General features: G+C 46.5%; 20 protein-coding genes. 5 read left to right on the forward strand and 15 right to left on the reverse strand.

Translation table 11 applies throughout. From position 1 onward, the window contains the following. The first annotated feature begins 7 nt into the window (after positions 1-7). Entirely contained in the window at positions 8-2602 is a 2595-nt protein-coding gene (locus tag AC1RNB_RS07040; RefSeq protein ID WP_493081915.1) for a DEAD/DEAH box helicase, read from the forward strand. A 941-nt stretch (positions 2603-3543) separates the two neighbouring features. On the opposite strand, the gene recQ is transcribed toward AC1RNB_RS07040, so the two are convergent. Further along, positions 3544-5838, reverse strand: a complete 2295-nt coding sequence (gene recQ, locus AC1RNB_RS07045; RefSeq protein WP_493081916.1) for a DNA helicase RecQ — start codon at positions 5836-5838, stop codon at positions 3544-3546. Positions 5839-6084: 246 nt separating this feature from the next. On the opposite strand from recQ, the gene AC1RNB_RS07050 reads away from it, so the two are divergent. The 3 genes from AC1RNB_RS07050 to AC1RNB_RS07060 all read left to right on the forward strand — a co-directional run bounded on the left by AC1RNB_RS07050 (position 6085) and on the right by AC1RNB_RS07060 (position 9516). Next, positions 6085-7047 (forward strand): KpsF/GutQ family sugar-phosphate isomerase, encoded by a 963-nt coding sequence (locus AC1RNB_RS07050; protein ID WP_493081918.1) that lies wholly within the window; start codon positions 6085-6087, stop codon positions 7045-7047. Between the two features lie 73 nt (positions 7048-7120). Beyond that, entirely contained in the window at positions 7121-8203 is a 1083-nt protein-coding gene (locus tag AC1RNB_RS07055; protein WP_493081920.1) for a mannose-1-phosphate guanylyltransferase, read from the forward strand. Positions 8204-8436: 233 nt separating this feature from the next. Next, on the forward strand, positions 8437-9516 hold the full coding sequence (locus AC1RNB_RS07060) for a 3-oxoacyl-ACP synthase III family protein (protein WP_493081921.1): 1080 nt from the start codon (positions 8437-8439) through the stop codon (positions 9514-9516). Positions 9517-9590: 74 nt separating this feature from the next. Here the strand turns inward: AC1RNB_RS07060 and AC1RNB_RS07065 are convergent, their stop codons facing one another. From AC1RNB_RS07065 to AC1RNB_RS07125, 13 genes are all read right to left on the reverse strand, one after another. Beyond that, positions 9591-11438 (reverse strand): amidophosphoribosyltransferase, encoded by a 1848-nt coding sequence (locus tag AC1RNB_RS07065; RefSeq protein WP_493081923.1) that lies wholly within the window; start codon positions 11436-11438, stop codon positions 9591-9593. Between the two features lie 55 nt (positions 11439-11493). Continuing rightward, positions 11494-12057, reverse strand: coding sequence for an NADPH-dependent FMN reductase (locus AC1RNB_RS07070; protein WP_493081924.1), 564 nt, complete (start codon positions 12055-12057; stop codon positions 11494-11496). 38 nt (positions 12058-12095) lie between these two features. Continuing rightward, positions 12096-12806 carry a pirin family protein gene (locus AC1RNB_RS07075; protein ID WP_493081926.1) on the reverse strand — a complete coding sequence of 237 codons (711 nt, stop codon included), beginning with the start codon at positions 12804-12806 and terminating at the stop codon, positions 12096-12098. A gap of 32 nt (positions 12807-12838) precedes the next feature. After that, the gene (locus tag AC1RNB_RS07080) at positions 12839-13219 is read right to left on the reverse strand and encodes an OsmC family protein (RefSeq protein WP_493081928.1); all 381 of its coding nucleotides are present in this window, start codon (positions 13217-13219) and stop codon (positions 12839-12841) included. 10 nt (positions 13220-13229) lie between these two features. Continuing rightward, complete coding sequence (locus tag AC1RNB_RS07085) at positions 13230-13619, reverse strand: hypothetical protein (protein ID WP_493081929.1); 390 nt, start codon at positions 13617-13619, stop codon at positions 13230-13232. A 188-nt stretch (positions 13620-13807) separates the two neighbouring features. Further along, the gene (locus AC1RNB_RS07090; protein WP_493081931.1) at positions 13808-14335 is read right to left on the reverse strand and encodes a YceI family protein; all 528 of its coding nucleotides are present in this window, start codon (positions 14333-14335) and stop codon (positions 13808-13810) included. Positions 14336-14397: 62 nt separating this feature from the next. After that, the gene (locus AC1RNB_RS07095; protein WP_493081933.1) at positions 14398-15270 is read right to left on the reverse strand and encodes a pirin family protein; all 873 of its coding nucleotides are present in this window, start codon (positions 15268-15270) and stop codon (positions 14398-14400) included. 2 nt (positions 15271-15272) lie between these two features. After that, positions 15273-15992 carry a pirin family protein gene (locus AC1RNB_RS07100; RefSeq protein WP_493081935.1) on the reverse strand — a complete coding sequence of 240 codons (720 nt, stop codon included), beginning with the start codon at positions 15990-15992 and terminating at the stop codon, positions 15273-15275. A gap of 53 nt (positions 15993-16045) precedes the next feature. Next, entirely contained in the window at positions 16046-16504 is a 459-nt protein-coding gene (locus AC1RNB_RS07105) for a MarR family winged helix-turn-helix transcriptional regulator (RefSeq protein ID WP_493081937.1), read from the reverse strand. 724 nt (positions 16505-17228) lie between these two features. Further along, complete coding sequence (locus AC1RNB_RS07110; RefSeq protein WP_493081939.1) at positions 17229-18641, reverse strand: peptidylprolyl isomerase; 1413 nt, start codon at positions 18639-18641, stop codon at positions 17229-17231. A 198-nt stretch (positions 18642-18839) separates the two neighbouring features. After that, positions 18840-21770: a translation initiation factor IF-2 gene (infB, locus tag AC1RNB_RS07115; protein ID WP_493081940.1), complete on the reverse strand. Its 2931-nt coding sequence runs from the start codon at positions 21768-21770 to the stop codon at positions 18840-18842. A gap of 123 nt (positions 21771-21893) precedes the next feature. Beyond that, on the reverse strand, positions 21894-23144 hold the full coding sequence (gene nusA, locus AC1RNB_RS07120; protein WP_493081942.1) for a transcription termination factor NusA: 1251 nt from the start codon (positions 23142-23144) through the stop codon (positions 21894-21896). A gap of 44 nt (positions 23145-23188) precedes the next feature. Then, a complete protein-coding gene (locus AC1RNB_RS07125; RefSeq protein WP_493081944.1) occupies positions 23189-23659 on the reverse strand; it encodes an LSm family protein in 471 nt (156 codons plus the stop codon). Positions 23660-23893: 234 nt separating this feature from the next. On the opposite strand from AC1RNB_RS07125, the gene AC1RNB_RS07130 reads away from it, so the two are divergent. Then, positions 23894-24148 carry a DUF4834 family protein gene (locus tag AC1RNB_RS07130; RefSeq protein ID WP_493081945.1) on the forward strand — a complete coding sequence of 85 codons (255 nt, stop codon included), beginning with the start codon at positions 23894-23896 and terminating at the stop codon, positions 24146-24148. Positions 24149-24193: 45 nt separating this feature from the next. Here the strand turns inward: AC1RNB_RS07130 and AC1RNB_RS07135 are convergent, their stop codons facing one another. Beyond that, the gene (locus AC1RNB_RS07135) at positions 24194-24808 is read right to left on the reverse strand and encodes an HAD family hydrolase (protein WP_493081947.1); all 615 of its coding nucleotides are present in this window, start codon (positions 24806-24808) and stop codon (positions 24194-24196) included. Between the last annotated feature and the right edge of the window lie 160 nt (positions 24809-24968).

Below are 24968 nucleotides of genomic sequence, written 5' to 3' on the forward strand. Positions count from 1 at the left end.
CAACCCTATGGAACTGAAAAAATACCAGCAGGATGTCATTTCAGATCTGGAAAGATTTCTTTCGCGGATACAGGAAGTAAAAAATCTGGGCGAGTCTTTTCACAGCTTCTGGTCCGGCCATCCCAAAACGCCTTTACAACCCTTTCCCGGTTCGGCTATTGAGCCTTACAAAAACAATATTCCCGGTGTACCGCATATATGTGTAAAAGTTCCTACAGCAGGGGGTAAAACCTTTATTGCTTGCAACGCCATCAAAACCATATTCGATGCGTTTTACCACGATAAAAACAAAGTGGTGGTATGGCTGGTGCCTTCCATTACCATACTGGAGCAAACGCTTCGAAATCTGAAAGATCCCGCTCACCCCTACCGCCAGAAACTGAATACACATTTTGGCAACCGGGTAGAGATCTTCGATAAATCAGGTTTGCTGCAGGGCAGTGGATTTAACTCATCCAGTGTACAGGAACAACTCAGTATTATAGTGATGAGCTTTGATAGTTTCCGCTCGCGAAGCAAAGAAGACCGGAAAGTGTACCAGGAAAACGGGAACCTGCAATCCTTCAGTCCCATGCTGGCTAACGAAGAAGAGATCAGCCTCATGAAAGTGATACAGGCACTGAACCCACTGGTAGTGGTAGATGAAAGTCATAATGCCGAAAGTGAGTTGAGTGTTGATATGCTTACCAACCTCAACCCCTGTTTTATTCTCGACCTCACCGCCACACCCCGGAAAAACAGTAATATCATCAGTTTCGTAGATGCCATGGAACTGAAGCGGGAAAACATGGTAAAACTGCCTGTAATTGTATATAACCACCATGATAAAACAGATGTGATCCAGTCTGCCCTGCAACTGCAGCAAAAACTGGAGAAAGAAGCTGAAGAAGAATACAAAAATGGCGGAAGATATATCCGGCCCATTGTGCTGTTTCAGGCCCAACCCAGAAATGCGGAAGACAATACCACTTTTGAAAAACTAAAGGAGAAACTGATTGAACTCAAAATTCCCGCCGAGCGGATCCGGATTAAGACGGCTAATATCAATGAGATAAAATCTGAGGACCTGATGAGTCCTGATTGTCCGGTTCGCTTTATCATCACCGTAAATGCGTTAAAAGAAGGATGGGACTGTCCGTTTGCCTATATTCTCGCATCACTTGCCGATAAAACATCTGCGGTAGATGTGGAGCAGATTCTGGGGCGTGTATTGCGGCAGCCCTATGTTACCAAACACAAATTTCCCTTACTGAATCTCAGTTATGTATTAACCGCTTCAGATAAATTTCTGGACACACTCGACAATATTGTAAAGGGGCTTAACAAAGCCGGCTTCAGTAAACAGGATTATAAACTGCCGGATTCGGTTGCTGCCACTGTTTCACCAGAACCTGTCAATGTATTTAACCAGCTCACCGTATTTGCTACAGACAAAGAGGATGTCTCAGAAGATATCACAGCAGATATTGATTCATCCCGGATCATGGCTATGATTGAGACGAAGGTTTCTTCTGAACCCGTATCCATTATTGAAACCCTCGCCATACAGGAAACAGCAGCCATGGATGTGAAAGTGAAGGAGTTGGCTACTGCGCAAACGATATCATTACCATCAGAAATTCAGTCGGCCGTGAAAAAATACCCCATGAAAGAATTTTTCCGGGCAGAGGCGCTGTCCATGGAAATACCACAGTTCTTCCTGAAAGTACCTGCCGGAGAAATTTTTGGCGGGGATAAACTGTTGGAAAAAGAGGAGTTAGTAGGAAAAGATTTCCAGTTATCTAAAGAAGATATCAAAATTGATTTTGACAATATCTCATCTAATCTCTATAAGGTAGATCTCGACGAGAGTAAAAAAGAACATACACCCACTTTTATCAAACTGGATGGAGATCTCCGGGAAAATCTACAGGCATACCTGCTTGATCCGGCCAGAAAAGACAGCAGGGTCAAAAATTTTACCAAAAGAATCATGGATAGTATTGGAAAATTTGATTCTGTTTCAGAAGGAGATATCAAACAATATATCAGCAGAATCCTGGAAAGTTTTACCGATGAGCAATTTACAGAACTTGCCAACCAGGAATATACCTACGCCAGAAAAATAAAAGACAAGATCAATAGTCTGAAAGAAGCATTTGCCGAGAGAAAATTCAGAGAGTTTCTTGATACCGATCAAGTGCTGATACGACCTTCGTATCGTTTTCCCGCTGAAATTATTCCCGCCGACAAAGCCAAAGATTTTCCGAAATCATTATACGAAACAGAGGGTAGCATGAATGGTTTTGAAGAGCGGATTATCAATGAGATAGCCAATATGAAAAATATCGCTTTCTGGACGCGGAACATAGAAAGAAGAGGATTTTGCATCAACGGTTATATCAATCACTACCCGGATTTTATTATCCGCAGCAAAAGTGGTAAAACAATTATACTCGAAACCAAGGGAGACCACCTGGATGCAGAACAGAAAATCAAGCTGAGTACTGCCTGGGTCCAAAAAGCGGGTAATGAGTACCGATATTTTATGGTATACGAAAACCGTTCAGTAAACGGCGCGTATACACTGGACGCCTTCCTATCCACCATCAGGGCACTTTGATAGCAATAGAATAGCAAAAAACGAAACAGCGCCAGCATAACTCTAACCGGAAAAGGTTCAATAACCCCAGCCTTCAGGCGGGGGAACAAAGCAAAAACATACAACCGGCTTTAGCCCTGACAACCTCATATCATCCGTCCGCTCAATGGCCAACCTTTGTCAGGGCTAAAGCCAAAGAATACTTCAACATCCGACCCCCAGCCTAAAGGCTGGGGTTAAAAATGAACCAGTGCACTCAGATACTGAACACTGCTATTCCATAGCTCCAGCTTACAAGCAGGGGGTAGAATGAATACGTATATTCATTCAGATACTGAAGACAACTTTTCCATAACCCCAGCCTTTAGGCTGGGGAACAAAGCAAAAACATACAACCGGCTTTAGCCCTACCTCATATCATCCCGCCCGCTCAATGGCCAACCCCAAAGAATACTTCGACGTCTCACCCCCAGCCTAAAGGCTGGGGAACAACACAAATACATACAACCGGTTTTAGCCTTAACAACCTCATATTATCCCACTCCGCTCAATGCACAACCCTTGTCAGGGCTAAAGCCCGAGAATAATTCGACATCCAAGCCCCCAGCCTGAAGGCTGGGGTTAAAAATGAACCTGTGTATTCAGCCACTGAATACGGCTATTCTATAGCTACAGCTTAAAACAGGCGGTAGTATGAATCCTTGTATTCAGATACGCAAGACAATTTTTTTATAACTCCAGCATAAAGGCAGGGGGAGAATGAATCCGTATATTCAGATACTGAAAAAAATGTTTCCATAACCCCAGCCTTTAGGCTGGGGAACAAGGCGAATACATGCAACTGGCTTTAGCCCTGACAGCCTATTATCTCCATAAAAAAGCCCGCTCAAAAAAGCGGGCCCCCAAAAATCATATATAATCTGCGCCATCAGCGATCTGAAATCTGCGCAATCTGTGATCAATCAATTCCCATACACACTCAGAAACTTGATCCGCATGATCTTCAGCTGTTCCCAGTTGTAATTGTTCTCACTCAGCTCTTCCTGCGCTACCTGCAGCGAGGAGGTTTCGCAGCTTTTGAAATACTCGATGATCTCTTCCTGGTCGTAGGTATCCAGCCATTCATCAATGGCATAATCAAGGTTTAATTTGGTGCCGCTGGCAGCAATGGTTTCCATTTCTTCCAGCAACTCGTCTAATTTCAGGCTCTTGTTTTTAGCAATGGTTTCGAGCGGAATCTTTTTATCTACGTTCTGGATGATATAGATTTTGTTATTGGCTTTATTGGCCACACTCTTCATCACAAAATCATCCGGCTTTTCAATATCATTTTCCTCCACATATTTGGCAATCAGCTCCACAAAAGGTTTGCCGTATTTAATGGACTTCCCTTTACTCACGCCCTGGCATTTCTCCATTTCCTCCAGTGTGGTTGGATAAATGGTGGCCATATCCTGCAGCGAGTTTTCGAGGAAGATCACAAAAGGTGGCAGACTTTTTTTCTTAGCCTCTTTCTGGCGCAGCTCCTTCAGCATTTCAAACAGCTTCTCATCGGCAGCCGCACCGGATTGTGAGGCATTCTCCCCCTCATCCTCATCAAACTGCGCATCTTCGTACAGGTTGTTGAGTACGATCTTGAAAGAAGCCGGTTTTTTAATGAACTTCTCTCCTTTCTCCGTCATTTTCAGCAAACCATATTCCTCAATATCTTTTTTGATCAGGTTTTCCAGTAACATCTGGCGTACCAGGCTGTTCCACAAATGCGCGTCTTTGTCCTTACCGATACCAAAAACGGGCAAGGCATCGTGCCGGTAAATATTGATCTGCGGAGTCAGTTTTCCCATCACTACATTCACTACATAATCGGTGGTAAAACGTTCGTCCAGCGCTTTGATTACTTTCAGCATTTTCACCACATCATCCTTGGCTTCTATTTTTTCTTTGGGATGCAAACAGTTGTCGCAGTTGCCGCAGTTGGGCGTATCCCAGTTCTCTCCAAAATAATGGAGCAATATTTTCCGGCGGCATACCGCACTCTCGGCATAAGCCACTGTTTCATCAATCAGTTGTGCACCCACTTCCCTTTCGCTCAGCGGTTTATCGCGCATCAGGTGCTCCAGTTTGGAAACATCTTTGTGCGAGTAATACAGTACACAGAGCCCCTCCATACCATCTCTTCCGGCACGGCCGGTTTCCTGGTAATAGTTCTCTATCGACTTAGGAATATTAAAATGGATCACATAGCGGATATCCGGTTTATCAATCCCCATCCCGAAGGCGATGGTGGCCACGATTACCTGTACATCTTCGTTCAGGAACTGGTCCTGCCTTTCGGCGCGCAGTTTCTGGTCAAGACCGGCATGGTAGGCCACAGCTTTGATCTGGTTGGCTACCAGGATCTCAGCCAGTTCTTCGGTGGTTTTACGGTTCAGTGTATAAATGATCCCGCTCTTGCCTTTGTGGCCGGTAATGAATTTGACAATGCTTTTAATGGTCTGGTCTTTCGCGATCTTGGGCTGGATCTCATAATACAGGTTAGACCGGTTAAAAGACGAAAGAAAAATATCCGGATCGCGGAGGCCCAGGTTTTTAACGATATCGCTTTTTACCTTGGGCGTGGCCGTAGCAGTTAATGCTACCACGGGGATATCGGGGTTGATGATATCCATCATCTCGCGCAGGCGCCTGTATTCGGGCCTGAAATCGTGCCCCCATTCAGAAATACAATGGGCTTCATCTACCGCAAAAAAAGAAATATCCAGGTCGCTGAAATAATCCAGGTTCTCCTGTTTGGTGAGTGTTTCAGGCGCTACATACAGCAGTTTGGTTTTGCCGCTGGTAAGATCGTCTTTTACTTCCTTGATCTGGCCTTTGTTAAGAGACGAGTTCAGAAAATGCGCCACTTCATCTTTTTCACTGTAGCCACGAACCAGATCAACCTGGTTTTTCATCAGCGCAATCAGGGGCGAAACAATGATGGCACAGCCCGGAAGTATCATGGCAGGCAACTGGTAACACAGGCTTTTGCCCCCGCCGGTAGGCATGATCACAAATGTGTCTTTACCGTTGAGAATGCTGTTGATCGCTTTTTCCTGTGTGCCTTTGAACTCACGGAAGCCAAAATACTGTTCCAGAGCCCCGTAAATATCATGGGAATGTGACGTTTTGGCCTTTGCAGCAGCCACTTTAGGAGATGCCGCTTTCTTAGGTTTGGGGGCAGCCGTTTTGGTAGCTGTTTTTTTAGTACTTGTTGCCATGTATCAAAATCAATTTTCTCCTGCCGGATGGTAGAGGAGCGCTCTTTTCAATCAATGTATAATATACTTCTTTTTACCCGGAATCGTCACTTAAAAATTTTAAACGGCGAGGATTACAGCGTGTACGGCTGCAATCGGGTTCCCTGTTCCGGGGTCAGCAGAAAGCTTTTGTAAAAAGGGTAGCGAAGTTACTAAAGTATACCTGCAATACTGTCACATTGCTGTTAAAGTTTACCTTTGCTGCACATGAATGCAATTATCCGGCAAACTGCCCTCCATACCATTGAACTGGAAGCCCGATCCGTAGCTGGTCTGGCCGCTTTTGTAGATGACAGTTTTGAAAAAACTGTAGACCTCATTCACAAGTCAAAAGGCCGGCTTGTCATCAGCGGCATTGGCAAAAGTGCGATCGTTGGACAGAAGATCGTGTCTACGCTGAACTCTACCGGCACTCCCTCCCTTTTTATGCATGCCGCAGACGCCATTCACGGCGACCTGGGCATGGTTCAGAAAGATGATGTGGTGCTGATTATCAGTAAAAGCGGCGAAAGCCCTGAGATCAAAGTATTGGTACCCCTGATCCGGAATTTCGGAAATACCCTGATCGGCATGGTAGGTAATACCGGCAGTTTTCTGGCGCAGAACAGCGACCTCGTGCTGAATACCACGGTAAGCAAAGAAGCCTGCCCCAATAACCTGGCCCCTACCAGCAGCACTACCGCACAGATGGTGATGGGTGATGTACTGGCCGTTTGCCTGATGCAACTGAACGGTTTTACCGGCCAGGATTTTGCCAAATACCATCCCGGAGGTAACCTGGGCAAACGTTTGTACCTGCGGGTAGCCGATCTGATTACTGCCAACGAAAAACCCGCTGTTCTGCCCGGCGCCAGCCTCAAAGAAGTGATCGTAGAGATCACGGAAAAAAGACTGGGAGTAACCGCCGTTACCGACAATAGCAACCACGTGATCGGGATCATTACCGATGGAGACCTACGGAGAATGCTGGAAAAAAGCAATGATATCAGTTCCATCACCGCAAAAGATATTTTATCACCACACCCCAAAACCATTGCCGCCTCTGTTTTGGCGGTAGAAGCATTGGATGTATTAAGGAAAAACGATATTAGTCAGCTGATCGTGGAAGAAGAGGGTATATATCTCGGTATTTTACACCTGCACGATCTGGTGCGGGAGGGGATTGTTTAACCAATCTTTGCAGGTATTCGACAAATAAGCCTGTAATATTGCATCACAAAATTGCCGTACCTAATTATAGCAGATGAACAAGCATCACTATGTTGCGATTATGGCGGGTGGCATCGGAAGTCGTTTCTGGCCAAGTAGTCGCAGCAGTTATCCCAAACAGTTTCTCGATATCCTCAATAACGGCAAAACACTTGTTCAATGGACCTATGAACGTTTTGCGGGTTTTATCCCTACGGAAAATATATTCGTAGTAACCTCCGAAGAGTATAGTTCTATTGTAAAGGAACAACTTCCGCAACTGGCCGAAGAAAATATCCTGGCAGAGCCCAGCCGCAAAAACACAGCTCCCTGCGTGGCTTATATCTCTTTCAAGCTTCTGCAAAAAGACCCGGAAGCCTCGCTGATTGTGGCCCCCAGCGATCATATGATCCTTGACGATGAAAATTTTCAAAAGATCACGTTGCAGGCACTTGATTTTGTATCGCATATAAAATCGCTGGTAACCCTGGGGGTAAAACCCACCCATCCCAATACCGGTTACGGGTATATACAGCACGAGGCTTTACCTGTTGCAGACGGTATTTACCAGGTAAAGACCTTCACCGAAAAACCCAACCTCGAACTGGCCAAGGCCTTCCTGGCCAGTGGCGATTTTCTGTGGAATGCGGGTATCTTTATCTGGCAGGTGAAAAATGTGATCAAAGCATTTGAAATTTACCAGCCCGAAATGTTCGAATTGTTTGACTCCGAAAAAGAACATTTTAATACCCCAACCGAAAATGAAGCCATTAACCGGATCTATCCTCTCTGCACCAATGTTTCCATCGATATTGCTATCATGGAAAAAGCAGACAATGTATATGTGATCCCCTCTTCTTTTGGCTGGAGCGACCTCGGTACCTGGAACAGCGCCTATGATAATCTTGAAAAAGATTATCTCGGTAATGCCGTAGCAGGTGAAAATGTAATTGTGATCGATGCAACCAAGTGTATGGTATCTGCCGCCAATGAAAAATTAGTGGTGTTACAGGGACTCGACGATTTCATCGTCGTAGACACAAAAGACGTGCTGCTGATCTGTAAAAAAGAAAAGGAACAATCCATCAAGGAATATGTGGCGGAGGTAAAACGGAATAAGGGGGACAAATATCTCTGATATCTCTGATTTTACTAACGCTGATTTCCATGATCAGGCATGCTTGGATATGGTAGGTATGTTTAGGTATGATAGTACGCGTCCGGAACTAACAACCTGTCGCTTTTTTTATGCGTAAAATCGGGGATTGCAAAGCCTTTCTGGCCGAATAATTATTACATTTGAAAACCAGCCTGTTAACCCAGGATTCTATCTTCACTGGCTATTGTTGAACATCACTAATTGTATGGCTCATGTCGCAAACAAGAACCGTTATCACCGGAAGCGGAAGTTTTATTCCACCGAATATCAAGACCAACAGAGATTTTGCTGATCAGGAGTTTTATAGTGAAGATCATGAACATATTGTTGCCGCACCAAACGAGATAGTAGACAAATTCAGGGATATCACCGGTATTGAAGAACGCCGTTATGCTGATGCGGAAATGAATTCTTCTGATATGGCAGCCATTGCGGCCGGAAGAGCTGTCGAAGATGCGGGCATTGATCCTGAGACACTGGACCAGATCATTGTGGCACACAATTTCGGGAATATCCTGTGCGGAAGCATCCAGAGCGATGCTTTACCGGCCCTTTCCTCCCGTGTTAAACAATCGCTTGGTATCCGTAATCCCAACTGTGTAGCCTATGATATCCTCTTCGGCTGCCCCGGCTGGATCCAGGGCGTGATACAGGCCGATGCTTATATCAAAGCCAACATCGCAAAAAAATGTCTCGTGATCGGTACTGAAACGCTGAGCCGCGTAATTGATAAATACGACCGCGACAGTATGATCTTCAGCGATGGGGCAGGCGCTACCATCATCGAAGCAGTAGAAGGCGAACCCTCCGATAGCGGCATACTGGCCACCAGCGTGCAGAGTCATTGTTTTGATGAGGCCTACTACCTCCGTTACGGAAGTTCCTATAACCTGCAGGCAGACCAGCATATCCGGTATATGAAAATGAAAGGAAGAAAAGTGTACGAATATGCCATCAAAAACGTACCCCTGGCCATGAAAGCCTGTCTTGAAAAATGTGGATTACAGGTTACCGATGTAAAAAAATTCTTCCTGCACCAGGCCAACGAAAAAATGGATGAGGGATTTGTAAAAGCCTTGTACAAACTCTACGGTTTAAGAGAAGTTCCACAGGGTATCATGCCCATGAGCATTCATAAATTCGGCAACAGTTCCGTAGCCACCATCCCCACCCTGTACGACCTCGTTAAACACGAACAACTCGGCTCTCACGAACTGGAGAAGGGAGATATCATCATGTTTGCTTCAGTTGGGGCAGGCATGAATATTAATGCGATCTGTTACAGGGTGTAATCAATGAGTGAATGAGCGAATGAGCGAATGGACAGACTCAAAATTCATTCACTCATTCACTCATTCACTCATTATCAATACCCTCTCACATTTTTCCCTTCCATATAATTCAAAAACGCCTTATTCACCACGCGGTTGCCACCCGGAGTGGGGTAGTTACCGGTAAAGTACCAGTCGCCGGTATTGGTGGGGCAGCTGTCATGCAGGTCTTCGATGGTCTGGTAGATCACTTCTACATTTACATCTACTTCTTTGGGTGTGATCAGCTGGGCAATTTTATCTGAAATTTCCTGTGTAGTAAAGGGTTTGTACACCTGCCGTACCACATTTTCTGTATGCAGCTGGTTGGTACGTTGTAATTCTTTCACTTTCTCCAGCAGATCAGTGAGTATATGTTCCATATTCCGTTCTTTCAGCAAAGCAGTGGCGGCGCGGAAAGCGATGAAGTCGCCGAGTTTGCTCATATCGATCCCATAACAATCCGGGTAACGGATCTGTGGGGCAGAAGAAACCACGGTGATCTTTTTGGGCTGCAGGCGGGCCAGCATCCTGATAATGCTTTCTTTCAGGGTAGTGCCGCGAACAATACTATCGTCTATCACCACCAGCGTATCTTCTTTGCGGCGAACGGTTCCGTAAGTAATATCGTACACGTGCTGCACCATTTCATTCCGGTTGGCATCTTCGGTAATGAATGTGCGCAGTTTTACGTCTTTGATGGCGATCTTCTCCTGGCGGATCTTACGGTTCACCATTTCTTCCAGCTTCTCGGGCGTAAAATCTTTTCCCCAGCTGAGGATCCGCTCTACTTTGATCTTATTCAGGTACTCTTCCATCCCCTTCACCAATCCATAAAAAGCTACTTCAGCGGTATTGGGGATATAGGAGAAAATAGTATTCTTAAGATCGTAGTTAATATTTTCCAGCACCGTTTTACTCAGGTGATGCCCCAGCGCGATCCGCTCGCGGTAGATTTTTTCATCACTTCCGCGCGAGAAATAAATGCGTTCAAAACTGCAGGCCCTTCTTTCTTTGGGTTCGAGGATCTGTTCAATGGTATAATTACCCGCATCATCCACGATCAGTGCCATACCCGGCATCAGCTCCAGCACTTCATTCTCGCCCACATTAAACGTGGTGCGGATGGCCGCACGCTCACTGGCGGCAACAATCACTTCGTCATTGATATAATAATAAGCAGGGCGGATACCATGCGCATCACGCATTACAAAACTGTGCCCGTTGCCCAGTAAACCGCCAATGGTATAACCACCATCAAACAAAGGCGTCGCTTTTTTCAGTACGTTGGATAGGTTGGCGGCATTGGGATGCAGTTCATCTTCCTTCGCGAGAAAATAATGCAGCACTTCCATCATCGCTGCCAGATCGCTCTGCTTCTGAAAATCGCCCGGATCCATATTGATGAGATCGAATAACTCATCGGTGTTAACCAGGTTAAAATTACCCGCCAGTGCCAGGTTTTTGCCAGGCATCAGGTCGCGTTTGATAAACGGATGACAGAATTCTACATTGTTCTTACCCTGTGTTCCATATCGCAGATGTCCCAACAGCAATTCTCCCAGAAAAGGCAGATGACCTTTCATCAAACCCGGATGCTGTTTGATATCTGGCTGGTATTTCTCCAGTTCCCCTATTTCCTGACCAATTTTAAAGAAAAGATCCGCAATGGGTTGTTGTGCATTGCTGCGCATGCGGTGTAAAAAAGGACTACCCGGTTCGGTATTCAGTTTTACAGCGGCGATACCGGCCCCATCCTGCCCTCGGTTATGTTGTTTTTCCATCAACAGGTATAGTTTGTTCAAACCATACGTAACGGCGCCATGCTTCTGCAGGTAATAAGAAAAAGGCTTACGCAAACGAATGAAGGCAAGGCCACATTCGTGTTTAATTTCGTCGCTCATGCGGGGTATTTAAAAGAAAGTGGCGAAGTTACAACTCCGCCACATTTTTATCAGGTTAATTATAGACCGTTTCCAGCTCCGGGTGCAGGGTTTCTGCCAGCCAGAGGAACTCATTAACAAAAACATCTATATTTTTCTGGAAACCAGTGTCTAACAGGTTCGCTTCCGCATCAAATTTCTTGTCTACAAACGGGGTTACCAGCATGTAGGGCGATGCTACACCGAATAAAGCCGGCACCAGCAGCAGTAATTGCTGGGTAGCCCGCATACCGCCCATGGCTCCCGGCGAAGCCGTTACAATGCCAAAAGCCTTGTGGTGCTGCTTGGGAAAATGATCCAGCAGGTTCTGCAAAGCGGGCGAATAACTGCCATTGTATTCCGGCGTTACCAGTATAAACGCATCTGCCGCAAACATCCTTTCAGCCAAAGGCTTAAAAGCATCAGGCGTATGTTCCACACTGGTGAACACATGCTGCAATAAAGGCAGGTTCCAGTCGCGCACATCTATGATATTAACAGTATGAGTGGTTTTAGCCGAGAGGTATTTTTGTAAATAAACAGCTACTCTATGCGTCACACTCTCTTTGCGCGGACTTCCCGCTATAATTTCAATATTCATTTTCTTTGATTTGATCCATGAATGCTTACATGGGTATATTAATGATTCACCGGTACTTCTATAACAATAAAATCGGCTTCCTGTTCAATGCTGATGGTAAACCGGTCTGTTTCCCAGATGCCGATCGCATCCCGTTTCCCTATTTTTTTAGCGGCAACAGTTACTGCGCCCTCCAGAACAAAAATAAATACGGCCTTATTCAGCGGGTTCAGGAGATACGGAATTTCCTTTCCCTGCTCAAACCAACCCAGCTGTAAACAGGCGTTCTGGTTAATCCAGCAATGGTCCGTTCCTTCTTCATTACTCACGATGGTGGTGAGCTGGTTTTTTCTTTTTTCTCTCGGAAAATATCTTTTCTGGTACCGCGGGCTAATGTTCTGCAGTTTGGGTTCGATCCAGATCTGTAGAAAAGCCACTTCCTCTTCTCCCACATTATGCTCTTCATGGCGTAAGCCGGTTCCGGCACTCATCAATTGCACCCAGTCTTTTTGCACTATTTCTGAATACCCCAGAGTATCCTTGTGGTTCATCGTTCCTTTCAGCATCACACTGATGATTTCCATATTGGTATGCGGGTGCAGACCAAAACCACCACCAGGTTTTACCGTATCATCGTTGAAGGTGTGCAGCAGTCCGAAGTTTTTTCTCACCGGGTTGCGGTAAGATGAGAAGCTGAAAGAAAATCTGCTCTGTAGCCAGCCCAGATCTTTCTGTCCTCTTTCTGCATTGGGGTAAAGCATGTATTGCATGATCCGAGTATGTATTTGTGATAAATCGGTTATTATACGATTTGGGTGCTGATATCAATTGCGCCTGATAAAGTTTTAGAAACCGGACAGGCTTTCGCTATCTGCAGCAACCGTTCTTTTTGGACTTCATCAAGGGTCCCTTCCACTTGTATGTTACGCGTGAAAAAGGTTTTGTCTTCTTTTCGCTCCAGGTAAACCGCCACATTGATTTCGGTAACGGGCCATTCTTTCCTGTTGGCATACATGCGTAAGGTAATAGCGGTACAACTGGCCAGCGCCGCTTCCAGCAACTCATCGGGCGTAGGACCGGTATCTCCGCCTCCCAGGTTCAAGGGTTCATCTACTGTTAGTTCATGCCTTCCGTTCCGGATCTCTGCCCGGTAAGCTGTGGAAGCAATACTGGCTGTTGTCATATACTTATTTTTAAATAGTTGCTAAACCTAACCGGCTGCCAATCATGCCGAGGTATTGCTGTTTGCGTTGTGCAATGGCTACGCCATTCAGTATTACCATCAGTACTGCCAGACCAGGCTGGTTAGCAATCAGTAATTCGAATAAAAGGATATTTACGGTAATCGGTGCGATCAGCACCAGTCCGAGTGCCCTTGTTTTGGGTACCAGCATCAGCACAGCAAAACTGATCTCGAGCAGTTTTACCACCAGCAAAAAGCTGGTACTGAACAATACACCTACAAAATTACCTGCATTACCGGCCATGGGCGGCATATTGATAAAATGAAAGAAATAGTTGGAACCAAATACGAGGTAAATCAATGCCAGTAAATACACCGGCGTGTCTTTTAAGATTTTCATATGCATTATATATAGTTGTTTACAATAGACCCATTATCTTCTCATGTACAATGGGTGTGATACTTACCCTTCACTCTGTGTAACTCCCTATCTCAGTGTCTCTGTGTTGAAAAAGACCCATTCTTACGGCATCATCCCTTTTTTCAACACAGAGTTACAGAGAGACAGAGGGTCACAGATTTTTTTCTTTATGCTTGTTTGATCATCTGAACAGCAAGCTGCAGTTTTACTTCATCACTCACCACTATGCCACCTGCTTCTGTGGTAGCGCTCCAGGAAAGACCAAATTCTTTACGACTGATCTTTCCGCTGATCTCAAAACCTGCTTTCACCTGTCCATAAGGATCGGTAACGGTACCACCATATTCCACAGCCAGTTCCACGGGTTTGCTGTTACCACGGATGGTCAGGTTTCCTTTTAACTGGTATTCGCTGTCGTTCAGTTTGCTGAAAGAAGTAGATACAAAACTCAGTTTGGGAAATTTCTCAGCGGCAAAGAAGTCTTCACTTTTCAGGTGACCATCACGCTGTTCGTTATTGGTAGAGATGCTGTTCACATCTGCTTCAAAAGAAATTGTAGCATCGCTGAAGTCAGCGGCTTCACTTTCCAGGGTAGCATCAAACTGGTTGAAGTTACCGGTTACATTGGTGATCATCAGGTGTTTTACCTTAAATGTGATCTCACTGTGTGCTGCATCGATTTTGTAAGTTGACATGTTGTTTGTTTTAATGATTATTGAATTTGCGGATTACGGATTTGCGGATTTTTAATTTTTAATTATTCTTCTATCAGTACCCCCATCTTCCCCATCTGGTAGTCGCGGAAAGCTTCCATCAGTTCGGTCTGGCTGTTCATTACAAAGGGACCATGCGAAGCAACGGGTTCGTTCAGGGGCTCACCGGTTCCGATGAAGAAGTGACTATCTTCCAGTGCTTCCAATTCAAAACCTTCTCCATCTGTATTAAACACGGCTACGTATTTTGCTTCCACTTCTCCATCACCGGTTACCTGTAGTTTGCCTGTTATCAGGTAGATAAATGCATTGTGGGTGGCGGGAATACGGAAATAGTATTTTGCTCCTTTTTTCATTTCGGCAGTAAACGTATTTACAGCTGAAAGGGTGTGAATAGGACCTTTCACGTCGTCCAGTTCACCGGCCACAATATGAATGGTGGTTTGTCCGTCGGTTGATCTCAGCACCGGTGTTTCTTCTGCCGTTAAGGGCTGGTACGATGGCGCATCCATTTTATGTTTGGCCGGTGTGTTTACCCATAACTGCAGCAATTCCTGCCGGCCACCCAGTTCCTGAATATCTTTTGGCGGACGCTCACTATGTATCACACCCATTCCGGCATTCATCCATTGGGTACCGCCTGCGTAGATCACGCTGTTGTTTCCCCGGCTATCGCGATGGTGTACACCTCCTTTCAGGATAAAACTAACGGGAGAAAAACCACGGTGCGGGTGCGGACCCACCCCTGCCTTCAGGGGATCTACATTAGCAGAAACTTTTAGGTCTGCATGGTGCAGCAATAAAAACGGATCTATCTGCGGCGCTTTGCCGGAAGGGAAGGGCTGCCTGATCGGGAAACCTCCCATATCCATAGGCGTGGCATATAAAATAGATTGTATGGTTCTGTTTGTTTTCATGATTACGCTCCTTCTAATTCCATCGGTACATCAATGAGTAAAAATTCTGCGTCGGTGTCTGCTTTGATCTCGATGGTATCTGTATCCCAGATACCGAGTCCGTCGCGGTCAGCTACGGTTTCTCCGTTCAGGGTTACGGTGCCTTTCAGGATAAATGCATACACGCCGTTTCCGGGTTTGCGGATCTGGTAGCGGGTGGTTGATTCTTTAGAGAACTTACCCAGCGAGAACCAGGCATCCTGGTTGATCCATACGGCATTTTCATCATCGGGTGCTACTACGGTCAGTAACTGGTTGTTCCGGTCTTCCGGTTTAAAATTCTTTTGCTCGTAACGCGGTTCTATATTGGCTACTTTCGGAAATACCCAGATCTGCAGAAATTTTACTTCTCTGTCTTTGTTGGCATTCATTTCGCTATGAGCGATGCCGCTTCCGGCACTCATGATCTGTACATCATGCTGGCGGATGATCTCATCTCTACCGGTACTGTCTTTGTGGTGCAGATCTCCCTCTAATGGAATGGATACGATCTCCATATTATCGTGCGGGTGTTTGGAAAACCCCATGCCTTTGGCCACCGTATCATCGTTTAATACCCGTAAAGCACCAAAGTGAACACGCTCGGGGTTATGATAGCTGCCAAAACTGAATGTGTGGTAGCTGTTCAACCAGCCAAAACTGGCATGACCGCGGGTAGCTGCTTTGTGTACGATCGTTTTCATATTATCCTCCTTTTTATAATACATGTACATACACGTATTTGTTTAAAAAAAATCTACTCTTCGTTGCTTCTTACTTTTTCAAGCAGGTTATTCAGATCAAGGGCTTCTGCCTCGTTCACCAGCATCATCTCATCCATCACACGGTTAAGTACCACGGTACTGGCTTCCAGAATAGTGATACCTGCCTGTGTAAGGGTGATCACTGTTTCGCGCTTGTCCTGTGCCGAGGTGGAGCGTTTCACCAGTTTCTTGATCTCCAGCCTGTCAATGATCCTCGGTACGTTCGAGCTTTTCTCGATCATCCGGCAGGCAATATCCCGTACACACATCTGGTCAGGATATTTACCCTTCAGGATCCGTAACACATTGTACTGCTCATGTGTTAACCCGAATTCTTTCAATTCCCTGCTCATCACTGTTTTCAGCCACCAGGCTGTATACAGTATATTCAATCCTGCCTTGTGCACTTCGTTCTTGAATTTGGTACTTTGTATGGCCTGTTCTAATTTCACAACACAAATGTATGTACATACATGTAATTTACCAAATCTTTTTGGTCCCATTTTCTTAGTGATTGATTTTCAATATGTTCGGGAACAGGAATCGTGAGTGGTGAGTAGTCAGTAGTGAGTAAGATGGGACGCAAATCGTCAGTGGACAATGGTGAATGGCAATATTTCTTTCTTTGTAGTCATTTCGCTCTTGATACAATACCTCAAACTTTCCGCGCTATCGGGTTTTCTGATGATTATGGAGGATGCTTCACTAAGAGCAAAAGAGAGAAAGAGTGTAATAAGAGGAACCATCTCGCAGTATTTAAAACTTCCTACTCACCACCGACCACTCACGATTGTCAATGGGCAATGGTGAATGGCAATATTTCTTTCTTTGTAGTCATCTCGCTCTTGATACAATACCTCAAACTTTCCGCGTTATCGGGTTTTCTGATGATTATGGAGGATGTTTCACTAAGAGCAAAAGAGAGAAAGAGTGTAATAAGAGGAACCATCTCGCAGTATTTAAAACTTCCTACTCACCACTGACCACTCACGATTGACGACTGACGATTGACGATTCACCATTGCCCATTGACAATTGCAACAGTTAGCTGCATGAAAAAAGGCGAGAAGTACGCGGTTTACATGTTACCGTTTACTTCTCACCCTTTCCATATTATCAACCACCCCCTCAAAACTCCCTACTCACCACTGACTACTCACGACTGACGATTCACGCCTAGTTGTTGTTCCTCGCCTTCTCCGCATTATCCGCTGATTTTCTCCATTCTTCCAGTCCCTGGCAGGCGGCGTATTCTTTGTCGATAGAGATATAATAGGTAGGAATATGTTCTTTGAACCATCTTTCCAACGCACTGCTTTTCTTTTCTTCGAGGGCTCTTTTGGCTACGCGGTCATAATCTTCTTTCAGGTTTTCGCGGTGTGGCTCGGTACGGTTGCGCAGGTAAATGAGGCGAACCACCTGGGTACCACGCTCATCTTTGTACAACTGTGGTTTTGAGTATTCACCCGGCTTCAGGTCCTTCAGTAAAACCACGATATCCTTATCCAGCTGGTCAATGGAAAGGAAAGTAGTAGGCTGCCCGGCAGCATCTCTTCCTGAGAGGGCACCGGCGCTGAATTTACTGTTCTCGTCGTCGCTGAATTTATTTACGGCCGCACCAAAAGTGAGGGATCCGTCGACCAGTTTATTACGAACTGAATCGAGTAATTTTTTGGCATCATTGATCTCGTCTTCCGTTACCGGTGGGATACGCAGGATATGTTTTACCACCGCTTCATCACCCGAACGGCTTACCATCTGGATAATATGCAGACCGAATTTGGATTTGATCACCGGCGAAATCTGTCCTTCTTTCAAACGGAATGAAGCGGCAAGAAAAGCCGGATCCCAGGAACCTTTGTCGTTACGGTTCAGGCTGTACTGTCCGCCATTCTCTTTCACACCCGGATCTTCGCTATACAATTTGGCCAGCTGGTCAAACTTTTTCGGACCCTGTGTTTCTACCTGTCTGCGGTAATCGTATAATTGTTTGGATACGTATTCTTCCACATCCTTATTGGCTTTGGGATGGATCACGATCTGGCTTACTTCAATTTCACTTTCGTAAAAAGGCAGACTGTCTTTCGGGATCTTATTGTAATAGGCTTTTACTTCTGTAGGGGTGATCTTGATCGCATCCACGATCTTACTCTGCATCTGCTCCGACATTTTCTGCTCGCGCAGTGCTTCCTTAAAATCCTCTTTGATCTGGTAAACGGTTTTACCGGCAATTTCTTCCAGGATGTCTTTGGAGCCGTATTGCATGATAAAACTGCGGATCCGGTTATCGAGGGCCGCATCGATCTCGTCTTCACTCACGTTCAGCGAATCTTTCTGCGCCTGTAATACCAGCGCTTTGCGGATCAACTGACCTTCCATGATCTGGCATTCGGTGGGCAGGATCACATTTTCCTGGCCCTGGGCCTGGCGTTTCATATCGGCCATGGCATTCTGGATATCCGAGCGGAGAATGATCCGGTCTCCTACCTGTCCCACAATCTTATCCGCCACTACTTTCTTGCCCTGTGCCGAAACAGCAATGGTTCCGCAAGCCAGAAAAGCAACTGCTACTGAAAATAAATACTTCATAAACTTCAATATCATTCAAATGTAATTATTCAGCCCCGGTTTCCCTTATGGGGTGGGGCTTTTAACAAAATATATGTAGTTAGCTGCGAGCCTTGAGCTTTGAGCTGCGAGCGAAGCGGGGATAAATGGAAAAGGTATAGAACAGTTTTGTCGTCTATACCTTTTCCTGCTCGCAGCTCAAAGCTCATGGCTCACGGCTTATAAAGTCCTTTTCACTTCTTCTTCCTCAAACGCTTCCACGATATCTCCCACTTTCAGGTCGTTGAAGTTTTTGATGGTCAGACCACATTCCATATTGGATGCCACTTCTTTTGCGTCGTCTTTGAAACGTTTCAGGCTGCCCAGCTCTGCGGCCTGGCCTTCTCCCTTGGGATATTCCACAATACCATCGCGGATGATACGGATCTTGCTGTTCCGGGCAATTTTTCCTTCCAGTACATAACAACCGGCCACAGTGGCTTTGTCGAATTTGTATACTTCGCGCACTTCCACGTTGGCAGTGATCTTTTCCTGATACTTGGGTTCCAGCATACCCTCCATCGCGCTCTTGATCTCGTCGATGGCCTGGTAGATGATGGAGTAGAGTTTGATCTCCACGCCTTCTGTTTCAGACAGTTTGTTGGCCTGCATGGAAGGACGTACGTTAAAGCCGATGATGATGGCATCTGAGGCAGTGGCCAGCAATACATCACTTTCAGAGATCTGTCCCACACCCTTGTGTACCACGCGGATGGCGATTTCTTCGGTAGACAATTTCTGTAAGGAGTCGCTCAGGGCCTCTACCGAACCGTCCACGTCACCTTTGATGATGATGTTGAGTTCTTTAAAGTTACCGAGTGCCAAACGGCGTCCGATCTCATCCAGTGTAATATGTTTCCTTGCACGCAGACCTTGCTCGCGCAGGATCTGGGCACGTTTGGTAGCGGTTTCTTTGGCTTCGGCCTCATCTTCAAATACTTTGAATTTCTCACCGGCCTGAGGCGCACCGTTCAATCCCAGTATCACTACCGGTGTAGATGGCGGTGCTTCTTCAATACGCTGGTTACGCTCGTTGAACATCGCTTTTACACGTCCGTAATGCTGACCCGATACAATCAGGTCGCCCTGGCGAAGTGTTCCGTTCTGCACCAGGATGGTGGCCACATATCCACGACCCTTATCGAGCGATGCTTCAATGATGGTACCGGAACCTTCCCTTTCAGGATTGGCTTTCAGGTCCAGCACTTCTGCTTCGAGCAATACTTTTTCCAGCAGCAGATCCACGTTCAGTCCCTGTTTGGCAGAGAGTTCCTGGTTCTGGAACTTACCACCCCAGGCTTCTACCAGGATATTCATTTGTGATAACTGCTCGTATATTTTCTGCGGATTGGCTCCGTCTTTATCAATTTTGTTCACCGCAAAAATCATTGGTACACCGGCAGCCTGTGCGTGGCTGATGGCTTCCTTGGTCTGTGGCATCACCGCATCGTCTGCAGCTACCACAATAATGGCAATATCGGTTACTTTGGCACCACGGGCACGCATGGCGGTAAACGCTTCGTGACCCGGTGTATCTAAGAAAGTGATCGCTTTTCCGTTAGGCAGTGTTACCTCGTAGGCACCGATGTGCTGGGTAATGCCTCCGGCCTCACCGGCTACCACATTGGCGCTCCGGATATAGTCGAGCAAGGAAGTTTTACCATGGTCTACGTGACCCATGATGGTTACAATTGGTGGTCTGGGAACCAGGTCCTCAGCATCATCTTCATAATCATCGTCTTCCAGGTCATCGGCATCTTCCAAACCGATAAATTCTACTTCAAAACCAAATTCGCTGGCTACCAGTTCAATTACTTCCGCATCCAGACGCTGGTTAATGGATACCATGATACCGAGGTTCATACACTTACCAATTACATCGGCAAAGCTTACGTCCATCAGGTTGGCCAGTTCACTTACGGTCACAAATTCTGTCACCTGCAGCCTGTTATCGATCGACTCTTCGCCCATTGATTCGGCGGCTTCATCGCGTTTGGCGCGGCGGTATTTGGCTTTCAGGCTCTTACCCCTTCCACCCGTACCGGCCAGTTTGGCCTGGGTTTCGCGGATCTTTTCCTGAATGGCTTTCTGATCAATTTCTTTATCCTCCCTGCGAACGGCTGGTCCACGGCTGCCACCACGGTTGCCACCCTGTGCACCGCCACGGTTAAAACCACCACCCTGGCCACGGTTATCGCGTCCGCCGGTGTTGTTATTGGCCGGTACGATGGGACGGTTAGGTCCGGTAGGGCGTCCATTGGCATCGCGCGGGATAGCACCTGGTGCGGCCGGTTGACCCGGTGTACCGGCTTTATCTACCGGAATGCGTTTGCGTTTACGTTTTTCGTCCCTGCCCATAGGCTTCGGACGGGTATCGCTGTTAACAGGTAATTCAATTTTTCCCAGGATCTTGGGACCTTCCAGTTTTTCGGCCCTGATATTGGTGATAGTGGGTCCGACTGGTTCTTCGGGTACCACGGGTGCAGGTGCAGGCGCAGGTGCAGGTGTAACGGCAACTGGCTCAGCAACGGGTGCGGCTTCTTCCTTCTTTTTTGCTTTTGGCGCTTCTTCAACAGCAGGCGCTTCTTCTTTCTCTTCCTTCTTCTTGGCGGTCTTTTTAGGACGGGTAGAAGAGTCTATGGCAGACAGGTCGATCTTGGTAACTACTTTGGTGCCTTCCAGTTCGGGGGCATCTATTTTAACTACTTCAGCTTCTGCTACAGGAGGCGGTGGTGGTGGGGCTGGGGCGGCGGGCTTTTCAACAACCGGCTCCGGCTTGGGAGCTTCAACCACCGGCTCTACCGGTTTGGGTTCTTCTTTCGCAGGCTTTTTCTCTTCTTTCCTGAATGTGATCTCTTCCTCGTCTTTTTTCTTCTTGGCCTCTCCCTGCGCACCTTTGGGTATCTCTACCTGGTCGGCTTTGTTCTTCGCTACTTTATCGCTCTGGAACTCTGCCTGCAGTGCATAGTATTGGTCTTCCTGCAGCTTCGCGGTAGGCTTCAGGTCATCGCGGTTAAATCCTTTCTTCACCAAAAATTCGACCAGGGTATCCTGGCCAATATTGAATTCTTTGGCGGCTGCTAACAGTCTCGGTAATTTCAGTTCTGACATTCAGTTGTTTTTAGTCCATATTCTATTATTGCTGATCCATGGCTATGGACTATGGTCCATGGTCAGTTTTCTGATTATTCCAATACGCTCTCTCTTCGACAAAGATAAGCGCTTATAAGCTGCTTATTCCTCTCTGTCAAACTCTTCCTGCAGAATCCTTCTGACTTCGTCGATGGTTTCTTTCTCCAGATCGGTCCTTCTTTCCAGTTCTTCGGCGGTCAGTTTCAGGATGCTGCGGGCGGTATCGCAACCGATACGCTTGAATTCCTCGATCACCCATGGTTCGATCTCATCTGCAAATTCATCCAGATCGATATCGAATTCATCCACCACTTCCTCGTCTTCGCGGTACACATCAATTTCGTAGCCGGTGAGCTCGCAGGCCAGTTTGATGTTTACCCCGCGGCGGCCAATGGCCAGGGAAACCTGGTCGGCTTTGAGGTATACTTCGGCGTGTTTTTTCTCATTATCCAGCTCCATATAACTGATCTTGGCAGGCGTTAAAGAACGCTGGATCAGCAACTGGATATTGGTGGTAAAGTTGATCACGTCTATATTCTCGTTCTTCAGTTCGCGCACAATACCATGGATCCGGCTTCCTTTCATACCCACGCAGGCTCCCACGGGGTCGATACGGTCGTCGTAAGACTCCACCGCCACTTTGGCCCTTTCCCCCGGATCGCGAACGATTTTTTTGATGGCGATAAGACCGTCGAAGATCTCAGGCACTTCAATTTCGAGCAGTTTGGCGAGGAACAGCGGACTGGTTCTTGACAGGATGATGACCGGTGAATTGTTCTTCAGATCTACCCGGGCCACTACGGCACGGATATTTTCGCCTTTTTTGAAGTAATCCTGCGGGATCTGCTCAGATTTGGGGAGGATCAGCTCATTGCCTTCCTCATCCAGTAACAGCACTTCTTTTTTCCAAACCTGGTATACTTCTGCACTGATGATATCACCGATGCGGTCGCCATATTTTTTAATGAGTACATTCTTTTTCAGGTCGCTGATACGGCTGGCCAGGGTTTGTTTGGCGGCCAGGATAGCGCGGCGTCCGAAATCGAGGATGTCTACTTCTTCGTATAATTCTTCGCCTACTTCAAAGTCGGGTTCAATCTTCACTGCCTGGGTATACGCTACTTCGGCCAATGGATCCATTACTTCGCCATCTTCCACAATGGTACGTCTGCGGATGATCTCCAGGTCACCTTTCTCGGCGTTTACGATCACATCAAAATTATCATCGCTGCCGAATTTTTTACGGAGCAGGGTTTTGAACACATCTTCTACCACTTTCATCATCGTAGGACGATCGATATTCTCTGCGTCTTTGAACTCCTGGAACGCCTCAATCAGGTTGATACTGGCCATAATTCAATTTTTAAGTACGGGCCGTTTCGCCAAGCGGAACGGGTTTAGAATTTTATTTGAACAATTGTTGATTGTATGTTACTGAACGGCACTACCAATTGCTGGGTTACCGCTTTTTTTCCTTTGCCTTCTGTGTGTTCGATAAGCAGATCGGCTTCGGCCACAGAAATCAGTTTGCCGGCTTTGATGCTGCCATCTGTAAATGTGATTTCTACCTCGCGACCGATATTTTTGGTGTACTGGCGGTGCATTTTCAGGGGCTCATCAATACCCGGCGAGGATACTTCGAGCGAAAATTCGCCTTCGGGATACATACCTGCTTCTTCGATCAGTTTGTAGAGGGCCCGGTTAAAACGTACACATTTTTCGATGGTAATGCCGTTATCGCCATCAATAAACACTTTGATATTGTTGGTGGGTTTGATACGCACAGATACCAGGAAATATTCAGGCTCATCTGCCAGCACGCTGTTAAGCATGTGTTCGATAGCCTCTAATGCGGTTTCGTTTGCCATATTAAAAAAGGAGAAGGGAACGGTAGCCGTTCCCTTCTGTTGATTCTTTGATAGTGCAAATGTAGGGAAAATGGGGATAAGATGGAAAAAATCTTTCCTCACCCCCCGGCCCCCTCTCCACAAAGTGGAGAGGGGGAGGCTCCCTTCTCCATGGAATGGAGAAGGGCGGGGGGATGAGGAAAGTAAACTGTGGGAGTAAGGGAAGGAAAGATTATTCTTTACCTTTGCCACCCTATGTTCAAGATCATCCTATACGGCTTCCTGATTTACCTGGCGTACAAATTCATATTTGAGCTGGTGATCCCCGTTAGTAAAGCCACATCGCAGGTAAAAGACAATCTCCGCAAAATGCAGGAAATGCAGCAGGCACAACAACAGCAGTACCAGCAGCAGCAAAAGCAGGCCGCCGAAGCCCAGGCCCAGCAGGCAGCAGCCAAAGAAACTGCCACAAAAGGCGGCGATTATATTGATTTTGAGGAAGTTAAGTAAAAGTACCCTCCCTAACTTTTAACTTTTGATTTTTAACTTTTGACTTTATAATCCCAGGTCCAATACCGTTTTCGGAGCCACCAGGTGTATAGTTTGCATCCCGGCCTCACCCGCACCCACCAGGTTTTTAGCCGTATCGTCTATAAAAAGGGTTTCTGCGGCATTAAGGGCCTGTTCTTCCAGAATTTTCTGAAAAGAAGCCACATAAGGTTTGCGCAGACCCAGCTCGTGCGAGTAGTAGGCTTTGATGAAATAGCTGTCGAAGTTGGTGCAGTTGTTCTCGCGGGCAAGGATCTCTACAAAGGCATCGTAATGGATGCGGTTGGTATTGGAGAAGAGGTAGATGCGGTATTTGTGCCTGATCTGGCCCAGCCAATCCAGTCTTTCGGGCGGAAAATCGAGCAGCAGGGCGTTCCAGGCGGTTTTGATCTGCTCATTGGTTAATTCACTGCCGGTTTCGCGGCGAAAAGCATCGTAAAATTCCGTTTCACTCATCTGGCCGGTTTCCAGTTGTTCAAACAGGTCGTTGGAATGGTGCTGGGTAAACATGCTGGGGAACTGGGTGATGCCGAGATTAATGAAAGCCTTTTCGGTAAGACTGAAATCCAGGTTCATAAATATGCCACCCAGGTCGAAAATGATGTTTTTGATCGGAGTCATAGCACAAATGTAGGGCTGCCATCAAAACCCAACTGCGCCTCTGCGCCTTTGCGGGCAAATTTTCTCGCCAGGGCGCCAAGGCGCGGTTAGAGATGTTTAGTTTTTTCTTGTGGTGAATTTTTCTATTTTTGCCGCCTTATTGAGTTCGCCTATGGTGAAT

This window comes from Sediminibacterium sp. GW821-FHT12F12, assembly GCF_058806635.1.